General features: G+C 58.4%; 15 protein-coding genes. 4 read left to right on the top strand and 11 right to left on the bottom strand.

Translation table 11 applies throughout. The features are described 5' to 3' along the window. Nucleotides 1–1,527, top strand: a complete 1,527-nt coding sequence (gene rloB, locus AC56DI_RS04790) for an osmotic stress tolerance membrane protein RloB (RefSeq protein ID WP_496345161.1) — start codon at nt 1–3, stop codon at nt 1,525–1,527. Between the two features lie 6 nt (nt 1,528–1,533). Continuing rightward, entirely contained in the window at nt 1,534–2,517 is a 984-nt protein-coding gene (locus AC56DI_RS04785; protein ID WP_422588214.1) for an alpha-L-glutamate ligase-like protein, read from the top strand. Between the two features lie 67 nt (nt 2,518–2,584). Here the strand turns inward: AC56DI_RS04785 and AC56DI_RS04780 are convergent, their stop codons facing one another. The 7 genes from AC56DI_RS04780 to AC56DI_RS04750 form a co-directional block, all read right to left on the bottom strand. Beyond that, nucleotides 2,585–3,748, bottom strand: a complete 1,164-nt coding sequence (locus tag AC56DI_RS04780; RefSeq protein ID WP_496345160.1) for a MalM family protein — start codon at nt 3,746–3,748, stop codon at nt 2,585–2,587. Between the two features lie 4 nt (nt 3,749–3,752). Continuing rightward, entirely contained in the window at nt 3,753–5,345 is a 1,593-nt protein-coding gene (locus tag AC56DI_RS04775) for an outer membrane protein transport protein (RefSeq protein ID WP_496345159.1), read from the bottom strand. A gap of 18 nt (nt 5,346–5,363) precedes the next feature. Continuing rightward, the gene (locus tag AC56DI_RS04770) at nt 5,364–6,368 is read right to left on the bottom strand and encodes a transporter (RefSeq protein WP_496345158.1); all 1,005 of its coding nucleotides are present in this window, start codon (nt 6,366–6,368) and stop codon (nt 5,364–5,366) included. 36 nt (nt 6,369–6,404) lie between these two features. After that, entirely contained in the window at nt 6,405–7,166 is a 762-nt protein-coding gene (locus tag AC56DI_RS04765; protein ID WP_496345157.1) for a C39 family peptidase, read from the bottom strand. An 89-nt stretch (nt 7,167–7,255) separates the two neighbouring features. Further along, nucleotides 7,256–7,717 carry a DUF6160 family protein gene (locus tag AC56DI_RS04760; protein ID WP_496345156.1) on the bottom strand — a complete coding sequence of 154 codons (462 nt, stop codon included), beginning with the start codon at nt 7,715–7,717 and terminating at the stop codon, nt 7,256–7,258. Between the two features lie 240 nt (nt 7,718–7,957). Further along, nucleotides 7,958–10,678, bottom strand: coding sequence for a helix-turn-helix transcriptional regulator (locus AC56DI_RS04755; RefSeq protein WP_496345155.1), 2,721 nt, complete (start codon nt 10,676–10,678; stop codon nt 7,958–7,960). After that, a complete protein-coding gene (locus AC56DI_RS04750) occupies nt 10,675–13,389 on the bottom strand; it encodes a winged helix-turn-helix domain-containing protein (protein WP_496345154.1) in 2,715 nt (904 codons plus the stop codon). Before AC56DI_RS04750 ends, AC56DI_RS04755 begins: the two co-directional genes overlap by 4 nt. A 162-nt stretch (nt 13,390–13,551) precedes the next feature. Here AC56DI_RS04750 and pabB point away from each other — a divergent pair, with 162 nt between their 5' ends. Further along, on the top strand, nt 13,552–14,919 hold the full coding sequence (gene pabB / locus AC56DI_RS04745; protein WP_496345153.1) for an aminodeoxychorismate synthase component I: 1,368 nt from the start codon (nt 13,552–13,554) through the stop codon (nt 14,917–14,919). 132 nt (nt 14,920–15,051) lie between these two features. On the opposite strand, the gene thrH is transcribed toward pabB, so the two are convergent. Beyond that, complete coding sequence (gene thrH / locus AC56DI_RS04740; protein WP_496345152.1) at nt 15,052–15,669, bottom strand: bifunctional phosphoserine phosphatase/homoserine phosphotransferase ThrH; 618 nt, start codon at nt 15,667–15,669, stop codon at nt 15,052–15,054. Between the two features lie 185 nt (nt 15,670–15,854). On the opposite strand from thrH, the gene AC56DI_RS04735 reads away from it, so the two are divergent. Next, the gene (locus AC56DI_RS04735) at nt 15,855–16,589 is read left to right on the top strand and encodes a phosphoadenylyl-sulfate reductase (protein ID WP_496345151.1); all 735 of its coding nucleotides are present in this window, start codon (nt 15,855–15,857) and stop codon (nt 16,587–16,589) included. A gap of 210 nt (nt 16,590–16,799) precedes the next feature. On the opposite strand, the gene AC56DI_RS04730 is transcribed toward AC56DI_RS04735, so the two are convergent. The 3 genes from AC56DI_RS04730 to AC56DI_RS04720 form a co-directional block, all read right to left on the bottom strand. After that, nucleotides 16,800–17,009 (bottom strand): YgdI/YgdR family lipoprotein, encoded by a 210-nt coding sequence (locus AC56DI_RS04730; RefSeq protein WP_324517373.1) that lies wholly within the window; start codon nt 17,007–17,009, stop codon nt 16,800–16,802. Nucleotides 17,010–17,115: 106 nt separating this feature from the next. Then, nucleotides 17,116–17,334, bottom strand: coding sequence for a hypothetical protein (locus AC56DI_RS04725; RefSeq protein WP_422588210.1), 219 nt, complete (start codon nt 17,332–17,334; stop codon nt 17,116–17,118). An 11-nt stretch (nt 17,335–17,345) separates the two neighbouring features. Further along, the gene (locus AC56DI_RS04720; protein ID WP_324517371.1) at nt 17,346–17,495 is read right to left on the bottom strand and encodes a lmo0937 family membrane protein; all 150 of its coding nucleotides are present in this window, start codon (nt 17,493–17,495) and stop codon (nt 17,346–17,348) included. Nucleotides 17,496–17,927: the final 432 nt, after the last annotated feature.

The raw sequence follows: 17,927 nt of genomic DNA, 5'->3' as shown, positions 1-17,927 counted from the left end.
ATGCGCGCTCTTAACCTGCATCTGAAAGTCCTCATCGCCCTATTGGTGAGCCTGGGCATTCTGGTCACGGCCTATCAGATTTTCATCCTGGGCATCCCCATGACCACGGATGAAACCGACTACCTGTGGAACGTCGACGCCAAGGTCGAGTTCCAGGCCAGCTCCCGCGACCCGGTCAAGGTGCAGATGTTCGTGCCGCCGCTGAATCAGGACTACGTCAGCCTGAATGAAAGCTTTATCTCCAATAACTATGGGGTGAGCATCAATCGCAACGACGGCAACCGTAAGGTGACCTGGTCAGCGCGGCGCGCCAGCGGCAATCAGACGCTCTACTATCGCCTGGTACTCACCAAGCGCTACAGCGATGAGAAGCCCAAGGCCAAAGGCCCGATTTTCCGCGAAAGTATCGCCGTGGAAGGCGCCGAGAAGATCGCTGCCGAAGCCCTGCTGGCGCCGATTCGCCAACACTCGGCCGACGTAGAGACCTTCATCAGCGAAACCGTCAAGCGGGTCAACAACACGAACGACGACAACGTCAAACTGCTGTTCGCTGGTGACTCGTCGGTGACCAATAAAGCCCGCGTAATCGAGCTGCTGCTGTCCATTGCCCACGTACCCATGGAGCGCGTGCACACCATTCGCTTGGTTGCAGATCAGCCACAAACTCCTGAGCTGTGGCTGCGCAGCTTCAACGGCAACAACTGGCTGTACTTCAACCCGGAAAGCGGCGAGCAAGGCCTGCCGAGCGACCGCCTGGTGTGGTGGACCGGTGACGACAACCTGATCAATGTCGAAGGCGGCAAGAAAGCCAAGGTGACCTTCAGCCTCGACAACAGCGAGATGAACGCCATTCACCTGGCCAAGCTGACCGACGAGAACACCGACGTTAACTTCCTTGAATACTCGCTGTACGGCCTGCCACTGCAAACCCAGCAGACCTATCAGATCCTCATCATGCTGCCGATTGGCGTACTGGTGATCCTGATTCTGCGCAACCTCGGCGGCCTGCAGACCCTGGGTACATTTACCCCGGTGCTGATCGCCCTGGCCTTCCGCGAAACCCAGCTGGGTTTCGGCATCATGCTGTTTACCGTGATCACAGCCCTCGGTCTGTCACTGCGTTCCTATCTTGAGCACCTGAAACTACAGATGCTGCCGCGGCTATCGGTGGTGTTGACCTTTGTGGTCATCCTCATCGCCGTCATTAGCCTGTTCAGTCATAAGCTCGGCCTGGAGCGCGGTCTGTCGGTGTCGCTGTTCCCGATGGTGATTCTGACCATGACCATCGAACGCCTGTCGATCACTTGGGAAGAGCGCGGCGGCGGCCATGCCTTCAAGGTTGCCGCTGGCACCTTGGTAGCGGCGTCCCTCGCCTACCTGCTGATGAACATTCCGGAGCTGACGTATTTCGTCTTCACCTTCCCGGCTGTGCTGTTGATTCTGGTGGGTTTCATGCTGGCGATGGGTCGCTATCGCGGCTACCGCCTGACCGAACTCTTTCGCTTCAAAGCCTTCCTGAAGGATTGAGCCATGATCGGTCTGTGGAAGAGATGGAAAGCCCTGGAAGCCCGCGGCATCATGGGCATCAACCGGCGTAACGCTGACTACGTACTCAAGTACAACAAGCGCAGCCTGTACCCGATTGTGGATGACAAGATCATCACCAAGATGCGCGCGATCGAAGCGGGCATCAATGTGCCGGAAATGTACGGGATCATTTCCACCGAGAAGGAAATCGAGAAGCTCGACGAGATTATCGGCGGGCGTACCGACTTCGTTATAAAGCCGGCCCAGGGTGCTGGGGGTGACGGCATCCTGGTGATTGCCGACCGTTTCGAGGGCCGTTATCGCACGGTCTCCGGCAAGATCGTCAGCCATGAGGAGATCGAGTATCAGATCTCCAGCATTCTCACTGGCCTCTACTCCCTCGGTGGCCACCGTGACCGTGCGCTGATCGAATACCGCGTTACCCCGGACCCGATCTTCAAAAGCATCAGCTACGAAGGCGTGCCTGACATCCGCATTATCGTGCTAATGGGTTACCCGGTGATGGCCATGCTGCGCCTGCCAACCCGTCAGTCCGGCGGCAAGGCCAACCTGCACCAGGGCGCTATCGGCGTCGGTGTCGACCTGGCCACCGGCTTGACCTTGCGCGGCACCTGGCTGAACAACAAGATCAGCAAACACCCGGATACCACCAATGCAGTGGACGGCGTACAACTGCCGGACTGGGACGGCTTTATGAAACTGGCCGCCGGTTGCTATGAGCTCTGTGGACTGGGCTATATCGGTGTCGACATGGTGCTGGACGTAGACAAGGGCCCGCTGATTCTCGAACTCAACGCCCGCCCCGGCCTCAACATCCAGATCGCCAACGACTGCGGCCTGACCCATCGCGCCCATGCGGTTGAAGCACGCCTGGCCGACCTAAAGAAAAAAGGCATTACCGAGACCCCGGAAGAGCGCGTGCGCTTTGCCCAGGAGCTGTTCGGTCACGTGCAGCCTGCTGAAATCTGATAAGCCAACAACCACAAAAAAGCCCAGCTCAGTGCTGGGCTTTTTTGTCGGCGGAAAAACACACTGATCAGCGCACGATGGCCACCTCGAACGCGCCGACTTCAGCATGCTGATGCACCTGCATGCCTGATTCATTCACCGGCAACGCCTGCAGCGGCCGTTTGAACGGCTTGTTGTCCAGGGTTTGCACCTTGCGGTCTTCGTCGGTGGTCAACAGCAACACATAGCGCTCACCCTGGCGGGCATTGACGGGCACCGTGCCCTCGATAAAGGCGTAGCGATACCAGGTTTCGCCGTGCAATTGGTACACCGCATCACTGACCAGCCGGGTTGGCTGTTTACGCTCATCGAGAAACAGCAACGAAGGGTACACCACCTGCTTGTTGGCAAAGCTGCGCACCCGCAGACCATAAGCGTGTTGCGACGTCGGCAGTTTCAGAGCGGCGTAATAACTGCGGCCCATGGGAAAATCGAAACTCGGGGAGAAACCGTTGAGCTCCTGATAACGCGGCTCGTCCGCCGACAGCTCGGTAAAAGCACCTTCCGCCAGATGACCGCAGCACTGGTCCTGCAAGCCTTGATACAAGCCCTCGGCTTTCTCCTGACTGCCTTCCAGCAAGGACTTCATCGCCTCATTGGGCTGACCATCCAGCCCCGGCAATTCGGCGGGTCGCTTGCTGAACAGCACCTGCCGGCCCTCGCTGTATTGAATCTCCCGGCTGGCCTCTGCGCCACTGCGCATACCTGCCGCCCGCTGCTCGGGTGTCACTGGCGAGTTGTGCATGCGCCCGTTTTCATCCACCCACGTGTAATAGGGATTGCCGTTCTCGCTGCGCACAAAGCCTTTGCCTTCAAAAGCCTCGGCGTCAATGTAATCGCTGGAATGCTGGCCGTTGGGCAGGGTCAACCCTTGCTGACCGTCAACTTGCTGGGCACCGGCATAAAAGCTGCTCTGCAAATTGCCCGTGGCATCGACCCAGGTAAAGTAACGGCGCTTGCTTTCCGCCCCGCTCTGCGACCCCGGCCAGGTGCTGCGCGCACCATCGGCCATGCGCTCCTGATCAGCCTGATTGATGCGCTGTGTCGCCGCCCGCTGTTGAGAGCCATAGCGGCTGTCGACAAAAGTGTTGTGCACACGCCCGTGGTCATCCACCCAGGTTAGGTAACGACCATTGCTGGCGTGCACGTCTAGAGCAACCAGCAAAGTCAGCGCAATCCACAGCTTGGACATAGGGCTAAAAACTCGTGGTGTACGTAAGAGCCATCACATACGCCTTGACGGTGGTTTCAACGTTCAAGTCGGCATAAGGGTTGTACACCACACTGTCGATCCCCGAACAGTTGACGTTGCAGCTGGTACCCGCCGGAATGCTCTGCTTTGACACCAAGTAGTTAAAACCGAGATCGATGACCGTGTCCTGATCCCAGCGATACCCCACGCCGAGACCATACAGGTCCGCATCACCCAAAGGTACCAAGGCGTCAGCCTTGTTGCCCGGAATGGCTGAAGGCCGCGGCTCGTAACCAGCACGCAAGCTCAGACGCTCATTGACATCGTACTGCATGCCTAGCGCCCAGCTCCACACTGACTCGTATCCGCGATCCAGGATGATTGAGGTGGCCGTGGCGCTCTGCGGAGAGAAAATCCGCGCGATTTTAAGCATGTCCAGTTCACGGTCGAACTTCAGCTCGAAGTTTTCCCACGCCGCATAGTCTGTCCATTTCACATCGAAATTGAACTGCCACTGGCTGGCAGGCTTGAGCTTGATACCGGTGGCGAAATGCTGCGGATAGGTCAGGTCCATCGACACGTTGCCACGCTCTTCGTCGACGGTGCCGTCAGGGGTAATACTGTTGAAGATGGCACCAAACAGCGAGCTATCCAGGCCTTTCCAGAAGCCCTGCCAGTTTTCGGTGTAATCCACCGTGAACTTACCCTGCATGTGCATCTTGGCTTCGCTCTGGTAGACCGCGCCCCAGGCAAACCAGTCGGTCGGTTCCCAAAGCACGCCCAAGTTCCAGTTCGGCGACAGTGACTGCTGCATGTCCACATCGAGGTTGGCCAAATTAGTAAAAGGGCCAAACTCGCCGCCGCAAATATTGATCAGCACCTCGAATGGGTTGCCCTGCACGGTACAAAGCGCATCTTGAGCAACCTTGGTAAAGCCTGTGAGTAGGTTCGGAGCGCGAAAATCCTGGTTGAGCGCCAACGCTTGATGAGAAAAGTTGACTGCCAGACCAATCGCCAACTCATCATTCATCTGGTAGCCCACTGACGGCGAAAAATAGGTCAGCCGCTGCATCACCACTTCCTTGCCCTGATAGACCGCGGGGTCATTGTCGTCGCGGGTAAAACCCAAGGCTTGCGGGGTGTAGACGTTGGTGGCAAAGGTCAGCTTCGAACCGGGCGGATTAATCGACAACCCGGCCAATGGCATAAACAGCAAAGGCAGCTCAGTGGCCCCGCCAAGCCCTGGCAGATACACCGCAGGGGAAATCGTACGACTGGACGAGTTGGCCACTGGATCATTTTTCAGACCGAGAAACTTGCTGCCGTAATCTGCCGGGGCATCGAACTCCGCACGAATATCCATCACCCCGGTGATGAACTTCATCGTGGTCTTGCGTCCCTTGAGTTTAGTCAGGGCAGCGGGGTTGTAATGCACCGCATCGATGCCACTGGAATCGGCCGTAATGGCGTTGCCCATGGCCATGGCCTTGGGGTTACCAATCGTCAGGTTTTGCGCCAACTGCGCCTGGGCTGCGCTGCTCAAGAGCACAGTCGCCCCGGCAATCGCCCGCGCAAGCAGCGAAAATCGCATGTTCATGAGGTTCTCGCTCGCCGCTTAAGGGGCCTTGAGGCCTTTGATATCCAGGGGCATAGACAGCCCCAAGAGCACATCCGGCGAGTCTTCCGTCATGCCGAAACCGGCATTGATATTGACGATGTAATCCGGCGAAGTTCTTAAGCCCAGCGAGAAGTTCATCAACGCACTGGTCTGCTCAGTGCCCTTAACCTCAGCATCGCTAAAGGTGTAAGTCGGCTTGAGGGTGTAAGCCATTTGATAGGACGTGGATAACGACACGTCATACGACAGCGCATAGGCAAAGCCCATGTTGTAGGAAAGGGTCGAACCAGGTTCGACCTTAGTCAACAAACGTCCGCCACGAACCTGATCAACATCATCAACAGGCAGGTTGTAGGTGTAGCCAAGGGAGCCGAACAGCACCACAGGGTCAATCACATAGGAAACGTTGGCCCCGCCACCAATGCTGTAATAACCACTGCCGGTGGACAGCCCACTGCCTTCGTTGACGTCATACGGACTTTGCCCAGTGGGCAAACCCAAGGTTGCATATAGCGTAGTAACCGGTTTGCCACGGGTTGATGACCACGGCTGCCAACGCAGGCTGGTGGATACATCGCCAAGGCTATAGGCATCAAGGTTACGCTCGGTGTCATAGACAGCCACCAGTGGCAGCCGGATGCTGAACGTCAGGTTGTCCCAGACGCCATAGTCGAAGGTGAACGAGTTAGTGAACGTATGCTGCGCTTCACTTTGCCCCACCACGCTGTAGATATTGTTGCCGGTGCGGAAGGTCTCGATCGCAACATCACGTACCAGGGAATAGTCAAAGCCATAGGTCAGCGTACGCTCACCTTTTTTCAGCAAGGTATAGCTCTGCTCAGAGGCCTGGAAAACCTCTTCAAGCGCCTTGGCGCTGTCGGCATCATCATCTTTCTTGCCCAAAGCCTCACGGGCCTGCTCGACGGACGGCTCATCCGCCCAGGCAAATCCGCCCACCAATAGCGCCAGCATGGCCAACCATGCACTACTCCGAACTACCATCACACATCCCCGATATCTTGTTGTTATGGCGGGTCGTTACTTACGACGGATATAGCGAATATCGCCCTGTGAACCGAGTTCACGCACCTCGTTCTGGGTAAATTTGCTGATCTGCGGAAACTCTCTGAACGCCAGCAAGCTAATTGTTCTGTCATCAATGACTCTCAGGTCATGGTCCTGCAGAGCCAAAGCGTTTTGTGGCTCCTGGCCACTGGGAAAAATCACGAAGACCACGCCGTGATCCCAGATTTCTTGAAAACGTGTACGGGTGAAGCTGATATTGCCAAGCGAAGGGTCAGCGACAAAAACATGATCGTTATAGACATCGCGCAGTACGACAAAATGCTTAAATCCGGCATAGGTAATCGGCACTATCGCCGGGTGCTCCAACTCTTCCAAGTCAGAGAATTCCGCCTTGAAACCGCCACTCTTGTAGCCAAGGGCAGAGACAAAACGCTTCATATCCAGCAGAGAAAACCCCCGCCGCTCAACGATCTTGTCAGCCTCACCAAAGCGCAACAACCCGTCCATGACCTGGCGCTCTTGCAGGTTGCGACCCAGGTAATAATCCAGCAACGTCGTCAAGGCTGCCGACCCACAGCTGTAGTCGTAGGCTTGGCGAATCACATTGCGAAACTGCAGTTGGCTTTTGGGCTCCAGCACCACCGACTCACGCAACGGTCCACTGGACAGTGACGACTGGGTGATATTGACCGTACCCGGTGCAGCCGGTTTGGTGTCAACCGCCTCGGTAAAACCGAACAGGCCGATCAGACTACCCAGCAGGATCTCGATCATTCGCGTTACACACTCCAGACACCGGCAGAAAAAAGCCTTGCCGACCCAGGCCGGCAAGGCTTTTGGTGATTCAGCTCAAGCGAGCAGAATCAATGACCCCATACTTTGATGGTGGTGCCGGACATATTGATATCGGAAATAGCCAGCGAGCCAATGCTAGCAGCGCCAGTGGTCGCGCCGTTAGCGTAGGTACCGCCAACATAGATACCGCCAACCGAAACAGTACCGGTCATAGCAGGCAAGCTGATGGCCAATTGCTCAGTAGCAGTAGAGCCGATGGTGGTGGTGACCACGTCAATCTTCAACGGGTTCGAGTCCGCAATGGAGAAACCAGTGAACGCAATGTTGGTCAGGTTCAGGCTGCCACCAGCGGCATCGTTGTCGGTGTATTTAACGTTACCAACGCTACCGGAGAAGTTACCGGAAATGCTGATACCGTCCTGACCGGTTACGCTCGACAGGGCGCCATCGTCCATAGCGGTCATATCGGCCTGAGCCATGAACGGAGTAGCCAGTACAGCAGCGGCGAAAGCGAGTTGTTTGAAATTCATTGTTGTTATCTCCAATGTTCACAGGTGGGTTGCCCAGAGGGCACTGACTGCGACGCCTGCCACAATCAGCTGGACCGGCTCACGCCAACATCCAGATCAGCCACTGCTTCCGTAGTCGCGACTGACATGGAATCGTGAAGCGCTGGGCTTCTCGTCCTGGTAATCAAACTACTGGCAGCAAACCCAACTGCCAGCCCATCCAAGGGATGGAGCAATAAACCCGCACAACCCCCATGTGCCTCAGGCCTCATTCAACAAGCCCATGCTTTTACCCTTGAGCACAGCCTGGGTGCGGCTGCGCACCCCAAGCTTGGCGAATAGATTGTGCAAGTGCCATTTGATCGTGGCCTCCGACAAATGCACCGCCTGAGCGATATCACGGTTAGACAGTCCGGCCGCAACAAACCGCAGAATCTCTCGCTCTCTATGGCTAACATCTTGATTTTCATCGAAAGTTTCAGGATCAACGGCCAGGCGCCGACATTGCTCGCGCAGCCCCTCGGCCACCCCTTGCCACGCGCTGGCCCGCTTGGGCTCAGCGGCCGCCCAGGCATCCCAGAGCGGTAACAGCCACAGGGCATCGTCCTGAAACAGGCGCCGATAACCGCGTGTCCAGGCCTCTTCCAGGGTTGAATGAAACAAGCTGAACGCCTTTTCACTGTTACCTTTGCGCCAATACGCTACCGCGAGTAACAATGAAACCCGCAGTCGCCGATCACGTTGATGCTCATCTGTGGGCTTGACCAGGCACGCCTCAAGACAGGCTTGGGCTTTTTCAGCACGGCGCTCACTCAGCGCCAAGCGGGCTTCTGCCAAAGCCAGGGCAATATGCGCATCCGGATAGCGTGCGGCAGGCAACACCGCCAAGTGCTGCTGCAACTGCAGGCACACTCTTTCCGCCTCATTGGGACGCCGTAACCACAACAGAAACTGCACCTTGCAGCTCATGGCGAAGGCAAACACCCGCTCGTACCCCGGACGCTGCAAGTCCGCCAGCCATTCGTCGAGCTGAGCCAAGCCTGACTCGGCCTCTCCGGCAAAAAAACGTGCACGGGCCATCACCAGTTGTCCCCGACTGATCAGCTCAACCGGCGTTGCCACATCGCGCCACGTGGTCGCCAGGGGCAGCTCGGCGAGAACCGCGGCATGCCGATCCTGCTCATACAACAAGTCCCCGTAAGCCAGCGCCAACGGCCCACCGACTCGACTGCGGCGCCCGAAAACCCGCTCCACCCGAGCCCGCGCCGCCTCCGCGATGGAGCGACCGCGTTCAAGATCACCGGCCTCCTTGCAAATCAGCACTTCGATCAGGCTGGTCATCACATGCAGGTATTCACTGTCGGCCGCGCCCAGGTAGCTGCGCGCGGCAGCAATTGCCTTGGCCGCCTCGGCAAAGTCGCTCAACAAGGCATACGCGGCGGCCTGCACACAGACCATGCTGGCGCGAAAGATCGGCTGATCACCCGGCACCATGCTCAACCATTGCCGCGAGACCTTGAGGCAGCTCTCCAACTTATCCTGATACAGCAGCACCAGCGCTTTGAGGATCTGCGCCGCAACCAGCAACTCGGCCAGACCAAAGTGCATCGCCTTGCCGCGCCCCTGCATCAAGCGTGTGCTGACCTCCTCAATCAACGCCTCAGCCTCGGCAAACTTCTGCTCGAATGCCAACTGCCAGGCATAGAAAATCTGGAACACCGGATGTTCGCGAATCACATCAACCGGCACGCTATTGAGCATGCTCAGCACGCCGTACACGCGATTGCCGGCGATCAGGCGCGCGCCCTGACGCTCGAGCATTTCAGCCGCGAAGCTGTAATCGCGGCCACGCAAGGCGTACTTGATCGCCCGGTCGGGCAAGTCACGGGCCTCGCACCAGCGCGCAGCCGCATTGAGCAGCGCCGCCTTATCACCGCGCCGCGCCAAGCGACCTTGGAGAAACTCGGCAAACAGGTGGTGATAGCGAAACCACTCGCCTTGCTCGTCCAGCGGAATGACAAACAGCTGTTCACGTTGCAAGCGCATGAGCATGTCCAAGCCGTCACGACGCCCGGTCAAGGCGTTGCACAGCTCAGCGCAGAACTCATCCAGCACCGAGGTCTGATCGAGAAACAGCTGCAGTTCGGCTGGCAGGCTATCAAGCACATCCTCAGCCAGGTAATCGGCGATATTGCGTTCAGTACCCGACAAGCCGGCAAGAAAGGCTGCCCGATCAGGATGCCGGGCCAAGGCCAGAGCTGCCAAATGCAAGGCCGTGATCCAGCCCTCGGTACGCGTCTGGAGCAAATCCAGCTCGGCCGAACTCAGTTCGATTTTTTTGATTTGCAGAAAGTAAGCCGCCGTTTCTTCACGGCTCAACCGCAGATCTTCGGCCAGCAACCAGAATGCCCAGGTATCGGCATCCTGCTCGGTGCTAATAAAGCGCGGTTTGTAACGGGTGCTGACGACCAGGCGCACGTTGTCCGGCAGCGACTTCAAGAGATAGCGTGCGGCCTGCCCTAATGCGAGATGACGAATACGATGAAAGTCATCAAGCATCAAATAAATATCGCCATCCAGGCGCTTCAAATCCGCCACAAAGGCATCAATCAAGGCTTCCACCGGCCAGCTGACATCCCCCGGGACCAAGCCTGCCGGAGTGCTGATGAAGGTCGGCGCCACCGCTTCAATGGCGGCGGACAAATACTGCATCAAACGTGCAGGCTCACTGTCCGACTCATCACACGACAGCCAGGCCACACGCGCACCCTGGCGCATCAGGTGCTGGCGCAGCAGGCTAAGCACGGTGCTTTTGCCAAACCCAGCAGGCGCGCTAAGCACCACCAATCGCTGCGCACGGGCCGCCATTAGGCGTTCAATCAACGCACTGCGCGGCAACAACGTAGGCGCACCGGCATCGGCGGGAAACAGCTTGGTGCGCAACAAAGGCACCGGTGACAGCGGGGGTAAAGTAGTGATCATGGTTCAAGCAGACTCAGTTCACGGACGCGACGGATAGCCTGAGTGCGGTTACGCACCTTGAGCTTCTCGTAGATGTTGTGCAGGTGCCATTTGACGGTGCCCAAGGCCAGAGACAGCTGCTTGCCGATTTCATCATTGGACATGCCCTTGGCAGCCAGGCAGACGACCTCACGTTCACGCTCGGTCAGTTCCTCTTCCAGCCCTTCAGCTGCCTTGCGCACGCTATGCCCAGGCCAGATGCTTAACAGACTGCGGATAAAACCCTGCAACGCTGGCTGGCGCTCGGCCGCTTCCAACTGCTGCAACATTTGCCGAATGGCCTCGCCCTCTTCTACAAAGAGGCTGCGCACCCCTTCCCGCTCAGCCGCCAGCAGGCACTGCTGCAACAAGCTCTGAGCCCGCTCCTGGTAGCCTAAACGCTGGTAACTCAAGGCAGCCAGCAGGTCCAGGCGCAGGCGCTGCAGACCATGCCAATTGGGCTGTAACTGACCGCGCAGCTGGGTAATCTCGTGCAGCGCTTCACTGTAATTGCCTCGCGCCTGCTGCAAGCGAATGCGCGCCAGGCCCAGGACCCAACTCACAGGATTGAACCCCGTTTTGGCATATTGGCCAGCCATCTTGTTCCAATCGACGCTTTGCAAACGCTGATCCGCACGCTTGATCCGATCGGTTGCCGGCTCCTGCAGGATCAGCGCGACCTCATCGCCCACCGCCTGGGCATAAAAACGCCAGGACTGATTGCGTGCCGCCAGATTCTGCATCAGCACCAGACTGGCCAAGGCTTCCTTGGGTTTGTCCTGCATACGTTGGCTGCGCGCCAGGCAAAGCATGCCCTGAGCATAAATATCGATGGGGTTGATCACGTCCACGGTAGCCAACGCCCAGTTGAGTTTTTCCTCAATACCCTGCACATGGCCCTGCTGGTAGGCCACCAGCGCCTCACCGATAGTCGGTAGCGCCAACGCCCGCGACTTTTCGCCAAACCAGGGCATGGCCTTGGCGCGCATTTGCAGGAACAACTGCTGCGCCCGCTGCACCTGGCCCTGCTCCAGGGCCATGAAGATTTCCACGTTGGCCAGCTGGATATCGAGGTAACGCCCCTTGAGAAAATGGTTGCGCTGATGGGCCAGGGCTAACAGCCGCCGCGCCTGCTCAGGCTGTACCAATACCACCTGGGCCAAGGCGGCAATGATCAAAATCGCCACCTCTAAAAAGGCATTGTGCAGCCCCAACTGCGGCTCGATCTTGCGTGCCATGCTGACGCACAGATCCAGATCGTCTTTCTGCAAGGCGATGACTGCCTTGACCGCCAGCGCGGCCAAGTAATTGTCATTCAGCTGGCTTTCACTCTTGCCTCCGTCCCATCGCGCCAGCAGTTCATCAATCATTCGATTGGCCTCAGGCAGCGCCAGTTCGGCGGCCTTGCCCCAGACATCGGCCAACACCAGAAGCGGATAACGCTCAGCAATGGCGTCTGGCACATACTGGCGCCAGCGATATATCTGGTTGAGACGACCGCGGTTGATCAGTTCAAGGCCACAACCGTCCACCAGAGCGGCAATCATCTCCGGGTCATCGGCCAGACACGCATGTTCAATCGCTAGGTCCTGCATGTGGTGGTTGGTAAACCAGAGGCTGGCATTGAAGTGCAGTTGCTTGAAGCGCTCCGGATCACGCTCGCGCAGACGCCCCTGGAGGAACTCGGCAAACAGATGATGAAAGCGATACCACTGCCGCTCGCGGTCCAGGGGCAAGAGAAACAGTTGCATGTCTTCCAACTGTTCCAGCAACGCCTGGCCGTCGGTGCGACCAGTCAATGCGCTGGCCAACTCGCCACTGAGCTGACGAGCAATGCCCAGCGCCAGCAACACTTCCTGCATATCCAGCGGCAATTGTTCAAAAACCGAGCGCAGCAAGTAATCCCCCACAGCGGCCTGGCCGGCACCAATGTCGGGCAATTGGGCGGGTATCTGCGTCTGGTTGCGCAGCCACAGGCTGGCCAGGTGCACGCCAACCATCCAACCTTCGGTATGGCTATGCAGCTCGCTCAGGGCCGTGTCGTTGAGTTGCAAACCCAGGCGATTGAGGTATTCCCGGGTTTCGTCCTCGGTCATGCGCAACTCATCGGGGCCAATTTCCAGCAGCAGGCCTTTCGCTCGCCACGTGGCCAGGTTCAGCGCGGGCTGGGAGCGACTGCCGATGGCCAGGGTAAAACCCACCGGGGCCAGTTGGACCAACCGAGTAAGGGCCGAGAACAGCTCGCGATTCTGTAGCAGGTGCAGGTCATCCAGCACCAGCAACAAGGGCTGCTGCACGTTGGACAGATCGACCAGCAGGCTCTCCATCACCGCCGCCACCGGTACGCGCATGGTGTTTTGCAGGTAGCCCAGAGCGTCCTGACCAAGGCCAGGTATGGCTGTGCTGAGGGTTTCGATCAATTGGGCAAAGAAGCGCGAGGGGTCATCATCTTCGCTGGCCAGGGAAAACCAGGCGACGGCGCTGCCATGGGCCTGACGCGCCAGGGTCAGATCAACCAGAGCAGTGGTCTTGCCAGACCCCGCGGGTGCGCAAAACAGCACCAGGCGCGCATTGGGATGACCGGCCAAGGCCTCCAACACCTGCGGGCGACTGAGGGAATCACTGGCAGCTTGTGGGGCCGTCAGCTTGGGGCGTAGTAAACTGCTGGCAGCAGCTTGCGAAACACTATCCATGGCCTGGATCCCTTGATAATTATCATTGTTGTGCGAGGTCTTTGCCTCTGGGATAGCTGCATACTAATCAGCCCAGCCCTCCCGAGTAAACCCACGCGAAGGCTCTAGGATGTACGGTTGCGCCGGACTACAATCTCTTCCCGCTGATCGCGATCACCCAGCATGCCTATAAGCACCGTACATCCACTGCCTTACAGCGCCGACCCTGGTGCCTACTTTGCCTGCCTACGTCATGCCCCCGGTGCCGTACTGCTCGACAGTGGGCGACCAGGGGCTGGACGCGGACGCTACGACATTCTCAGCGCCTGGCCATTGGCAGAGCTGGCACCGGGTACCGACGAATCGGCCAACGACTTCCTCGCTCGCCTGCGCAAAAGCCTGCAGCGCCTGGGCCCGGCGACCTTGCCGGGCGAATACGAGTTGCCGTTTGTCGGTGGATTGCTGGGTTACCTGGCCTATGACTTTGGCCGGCGCCTGGAACCCATGCCGAACCAGGCCGTCGATGATCTAGGCCTGGCGGACGCGCGCTTTGGCCTGTATGCCTGGGCCTTGATCAGCGACCATCAACGCGGCACCAGCCAGTTGGTGTGTCACCCAACGCTGCCGGCTGAAGAGCGTGAACGCTTGCTGGCCCTGCTTCAGCAGCCGGCCCCAGCTGCCCCGCAGCCGTTTCGCCTCAGTACCAGCTTCAGCGCCGACACTTCGCGCGAGCGCTACCAGCAGGCGATTGAAGCGATTCAAGCCTACATCCTCGCCGGTGACTGTTATCAGGTGAACTTTGCCCAGCGCTTTCGTGCGCCGTGCCAGGGCGAACCCTGGGCGGCCTACCGCGCCTTGCGCGCCGCCTGCCCAACGCCCTTTGCCGGCTATCTGCGACTGAGTGACGACAGCGCCATTCTCAGCCTGTCCCCCGAACGTTTTCTGCGTCTGCACCAGGGCGCGGTGGAAACCCGCCCGATTAAGGGCACCCGGCCGCGGCATAGCGAGCCCGCTGAAGATGCGGCAATGGCCGACGAGCTGCTGGCCAGCGCCAAGGATCGCGCTGAAAACCTGATGATCGTCGACCTGCTGCGCAACGACCTCGGTCGCAGCTGCCGCACGGGCTCGGTCCGGGTACCCGAGCTGTTTGCCCTGGAGAGCTATCCCAACGTCCATCACCTGGTCAGCAGCGTGACCGGCGAATTGGCCGTCAACAAAGACGCCCTGGACCTGATCGCCGGCAGCTTTCCCGGTGGCTCGATCACCGGCGCACCGAAGATCCGCGCCATGCAGATCATCGACGAGCTGGAGCCGAGCCGCCGTGGCTTGTATTGCGGCTCGCTGATGTATCTGGACGTGCGCGGCGAAATGGACAGCTCGATTGCCATCCGTAGCCTGCTAGTCAAAGACGGACAAATCAGCTGCTGGGGCGGCGGCGGCATCGTAGCCGATTCCCAGTGGCAGGCCGAATACCAGGAGTCCATCACCAAGGTGAAGGTGCTGCTCGACACCCTGGAGAATCTCCAGGGCGACGCAAGCGCCCAGCCGTAGGAGCGGCTTCAGCCGCGAATTCGCCGCTAAACCACGCCTACCAACGCGTAGCCATGAGTAAACAGCGAACCTGAACAGCGCCCACAAAAAAGGCCCGCAAATGCGGGCCTTTTTTTATCCAGCGCTGCTGCCTTACAGGCTCAGCTCGCGATTGGATGCCTTGATGAACTCACGCTTGAGGTCGTCAAAGGTGTGCACCGCCGGGAACTGCGGGAACTCGCGGATCACGTTTTCCGGGGCATGGAACAGAATCCCGGCATGGGCCTCGGCCAGCATGGTGGTGTCGTTATACGAGTCGCCGGCGGCCACTACGCGGTAGTAAAGGCTCTTCAGAGCAACCACCGACTGACGCTTGGGGTCTTTCTGGCGCAGCTGATAGCTCACTACGCGATCGGTTTCATCGGTGATCAGCTTGTGGCACAGCAAGGTCGGGAAACCCAGCTGACGCATCAGTGGCTGGGAGAACTCGTAGAAGGTGTCCGACAGAATCACCACTTGGAAGCGCTCACGCAGCCAGTTGACGAACTCTACAGCGCCATCCAACGGCTTAAGCGTGGCAATCACGGCCTGGATATCGGCCAGCTTCAAACCGTGCTCGTCGAGAATGCGCAAACGCTGCTGCATCAGCACGTCGTAGTCGGGAATATCCCGAGTGGTGGCTTTCAGCGCTTCGATGCCGGTTTTTTCCGCGAAGGCAATCCAGATTTCCGGAACCAACACACCTTCCAGGTCGAGACAGGCAATTTCCACGGGACACTCCTCGGGGGGATAAAAATTAGGCGGCACTCTAGCGGCTCATCGGGCGCGGTGCAACGCGCGGCTTATATCCTTAATGAAGCTTTATATAGGAACTTTGTTATTTAGGCGCATAACCGCTTTTTGCTACCATCGCCGGCACAGAGCGCGCAGCGCCATTACCACTAGGAAACCGCCTGATGAGTCACCCTTTCGACGTTGCGGAACTGGCTGCCAGCTACGCCAATAAATCCCCCCAAGACATCCTTAAACTGGCTTTCGAGCACTTTGGCGATGAACTGTGGATTTCCTTCAGCGGTGCCGAAGACGTGGTGCTGGTGGACATGGCCTGGAAGCTGAACAAGAACGTCAAGGTCTTCAGCCTGGATACCGGCCGCCTGCACCCGCAGACCTACCGTTTTATCGAGCAGGTGCGCGAGCACTACGGCATTGCCATCGAAGTGCTCTCCCCGGAAGCCGCCGAGGTCCAAGCCCTGGTCAAGGAAAAAGGCCTGTACAGCTTCCTTAAGGATGGCCATGGCGAGTGCTGCGGCGTGCGCAAGATCGCCCCGTTGCGGCGCAAGCTCAGTACCGTCAAGGCCTGGGCCACGGGCCAGCGCCGCGACCAGAGCCCCGGCACCCGTAGCCAGGTAGCCGCGTTGGAAATCGACAGCGCCTTCTCTACCCCGGAGCGGCCGCTGTACAAGTTCAACCCCTTGGCGCAGATGACCAGCGAGGAAGTCTGGGGCTATATCCGCATGCTCGAACTGCCCTACAACAGCCTGCATGAACAGGGTTTTATCAGTATCGGCTGCGAGCCCTGCACCCGTCCGGTCCTGCCCAACCAGCACGAACGCGAAGGCCGCTGGTGGTGGGAGGAAGCCACCCAAAAGGAGTGTGGCCTGCACGCCGGCAACCTGATCGCCAAGCACTGAATAGAGGTTGGCCTATGGATTGGCCGCCCTTGTAGGAGCGGCTTTAGCCGCGAACTGCGCGGACAAATCAGCACCGACAAAACCCAAGCGCAACGCATACCCAGGCTGACCAGCATTCACCTGCCGGTCAGTTATTCAGGGCAAAAAAAGACCGGACAATGTCCGGTCTTTTTTTGCTTCAAGCACGGGTAATACCCGTGCCCGTGCGGTCTAGCGTTCGATCATCTGTTTCACTTCAGACTTCTGGATCTGCTGGTCGCGACCCTCTTCGTCCTGGTAGTGGAGCATGTCGGTTTCTTCATCCAACTCAGGCTTCTCGTTGGTGGTGATCATCTTGCCGTCGTTGGTGGCGATGATGTATTCGCTGGCGCAACCGGTCAGGCTGAGCAGGCAGAACGCCACAAGCATTAAGTTTTTCATGGTGCATCCTTGAGTAATAAAGCAGGTTAAAACCATTAAGCATTGACCCTGGGCCAAACCTCCCAGAGCCAATCAGGCCATCTGCGCCGCAAGGCGGCGATGCCCTTTAGTTCTTGCGCCCAACCAGCAGCAAGATGCCGCCGAATACCAGCGCACCGATGCCGAGCCAGATCGGTACATTGACCCGCTGCTCTTCATCCACCGACAGGTGCAACGAGCCGATATCGGCTTTGTGGGTTTCTTTGGTGTAGGTGAAGCCGCCGTACGTCAGCCCCAGTACACCGGCAATAATCAGCGCAAGCGCCACGCCTCGTAGTCCATTCATAAACATTATCCCTAAATGATCCGCCGACCCTGGATCAGTCGCACCAGGATCATGACGATCGCCACCACCAGCAGGATGTGGATCAGACCACCCATGGTGTAAGACGAGACCAGGCCCAAGACCCAGAGAATCAACAAGACAATCGCAAGTGTTTGCAGCATGGCGTGAATCTCCGTAGTGCCGATGCAGGCGCAAGGTGCGCTGCACATTGCCAGCACTATGAATGCTTTTGCCCGACCGTTCGGTACGCCAGCACACATAAGCGTACGGCCACTCTGGCAAGAACAGAAAAGGCCTGACCGCTGCGTAACCTCACGAGCAGACAAACGCGTTTAGCGTACCGCCCCCTGCGGCACCAACAGCCTCGAACGTATTCGACCTGCTGCGACATTGCGACCGGCCTGCGACCCACAATGGCAGGCGCTCAAACCAGCGTCGGTGCGCTAGCGCGCTTAACCTAGCCGCCCTATCAACCGCAGCCACCGACTGACTTGATCGCCAACCCGCACGCTTGCAAAAGGCCGGCGTAGCGTCCATATCAGTCTGCAGAGCAGCATATTTGCCACATTGCACGCGCTGGCTGGCGCGCAGAC

Source organism: Pseudomonas sp. BGA-UO-ETr-WB11 (assembly GCF_059567785.1).
This window is presented reverse-complemented; position numbering and strand designations above follow the sequence as displayed.

Excerpts from the sequence above, each read along its gene's own strand:
- rloB (WP_496345161.1), top strand. The coding sequence starts at position 1 with ATGCGCGCTCTTAACCTGCATCTGAAAGTCCTCATCGCCCTATTGGTG.
- AC56DI_RS04780 (WP_496345160.1), bottom strand. The coding sequence starts at position 3,748 with ATGTCCAAGCTGTGGATTGCGCTGACTTTGCTGGTTGCTCTAGACGTG.
- AC56DI_RS04775 (WP_496345159.1), bottom strand. The coding sequence starts at position 5,345 with ATGAACATGCGATTTTCGCTGCTTGCGCGGGCGATTGCCGGGGCGACT.
- AC56DI_RS04770 (WP_496345158.1), bottom strand. The coding sequence starts at position 6,368 with ATGGTAGTTCGGAGTAGTGCATGGTTGGCCATGCTGGCGCTATTGGTG.
- AC56DI_RS04765 (WP_496345157.1), bottom strand. The coding sequence starts at position 7,166 with ATGATCGAGATCCTGCTGGGTAGTCTGATCGGCCTGTTCGGTTTTACC.
- AC56DI_RS04760 (WP_496345156.1), bottom strand. The coding sequence starts at position 7,717 with ATGAATTTCAAACAACTCGCTTTCGCCGCTGCTGTACTGGCTACTCCG.
- AC56DI_RS04755 (WP_496345155.1), bottom strand. The coding sequence starts at position 10,678 with ATGATCACTACTTTACCCCCGCTGTCACCGGTGCCTTTGTTGCGCACC.
- AC56DI_RS04750 (WP_496345154.1), bottom strand. The coding sequence starts at position 13,389 with ATGGATAGTGTTTCGCAAGCTGCTGCCAGCAGTTTACTACGCCCCAAG.
- pabB (WP_496345153.1), top strand. The coding sequence starts at position 13,552 with ATGCCTATAAGCACCGTACATCCACTGCCTTACAGCGCCGACCCTGGT.
- AC56DI_RS04735 (WP_496345151.1), top strand. The coding sequence starts at position 15,855 with ATGAGTCACCCTTTCGACGTTGCGGAACTGGCTGCCAGCTACGCCAAT.
- AC56DI_RS04730 (WP_324517373.1), bottom strand. The coding sequence starts at position 17,009 with ATGAAAAACTTAATGCTTGTGGCGTTCTGCCTGCTCAGCCTGACCGGT.
- AC56DI_RS04725 (WP_422588210.1), bottom strand. The coding sequence starts at position 17,334 with ATGAATGGACTACGAGGCGTGGCGCTTGCGCTGATTATTGCCGGTGTA.
- AC56DI_RS04720 (WP_324517371.1), bottom strand. The coding sequence starts at position 17,495 with ATGCTGCAAACACTTGCGATTGTCTTGTTGATTCTCTGGGTCTTGGGC.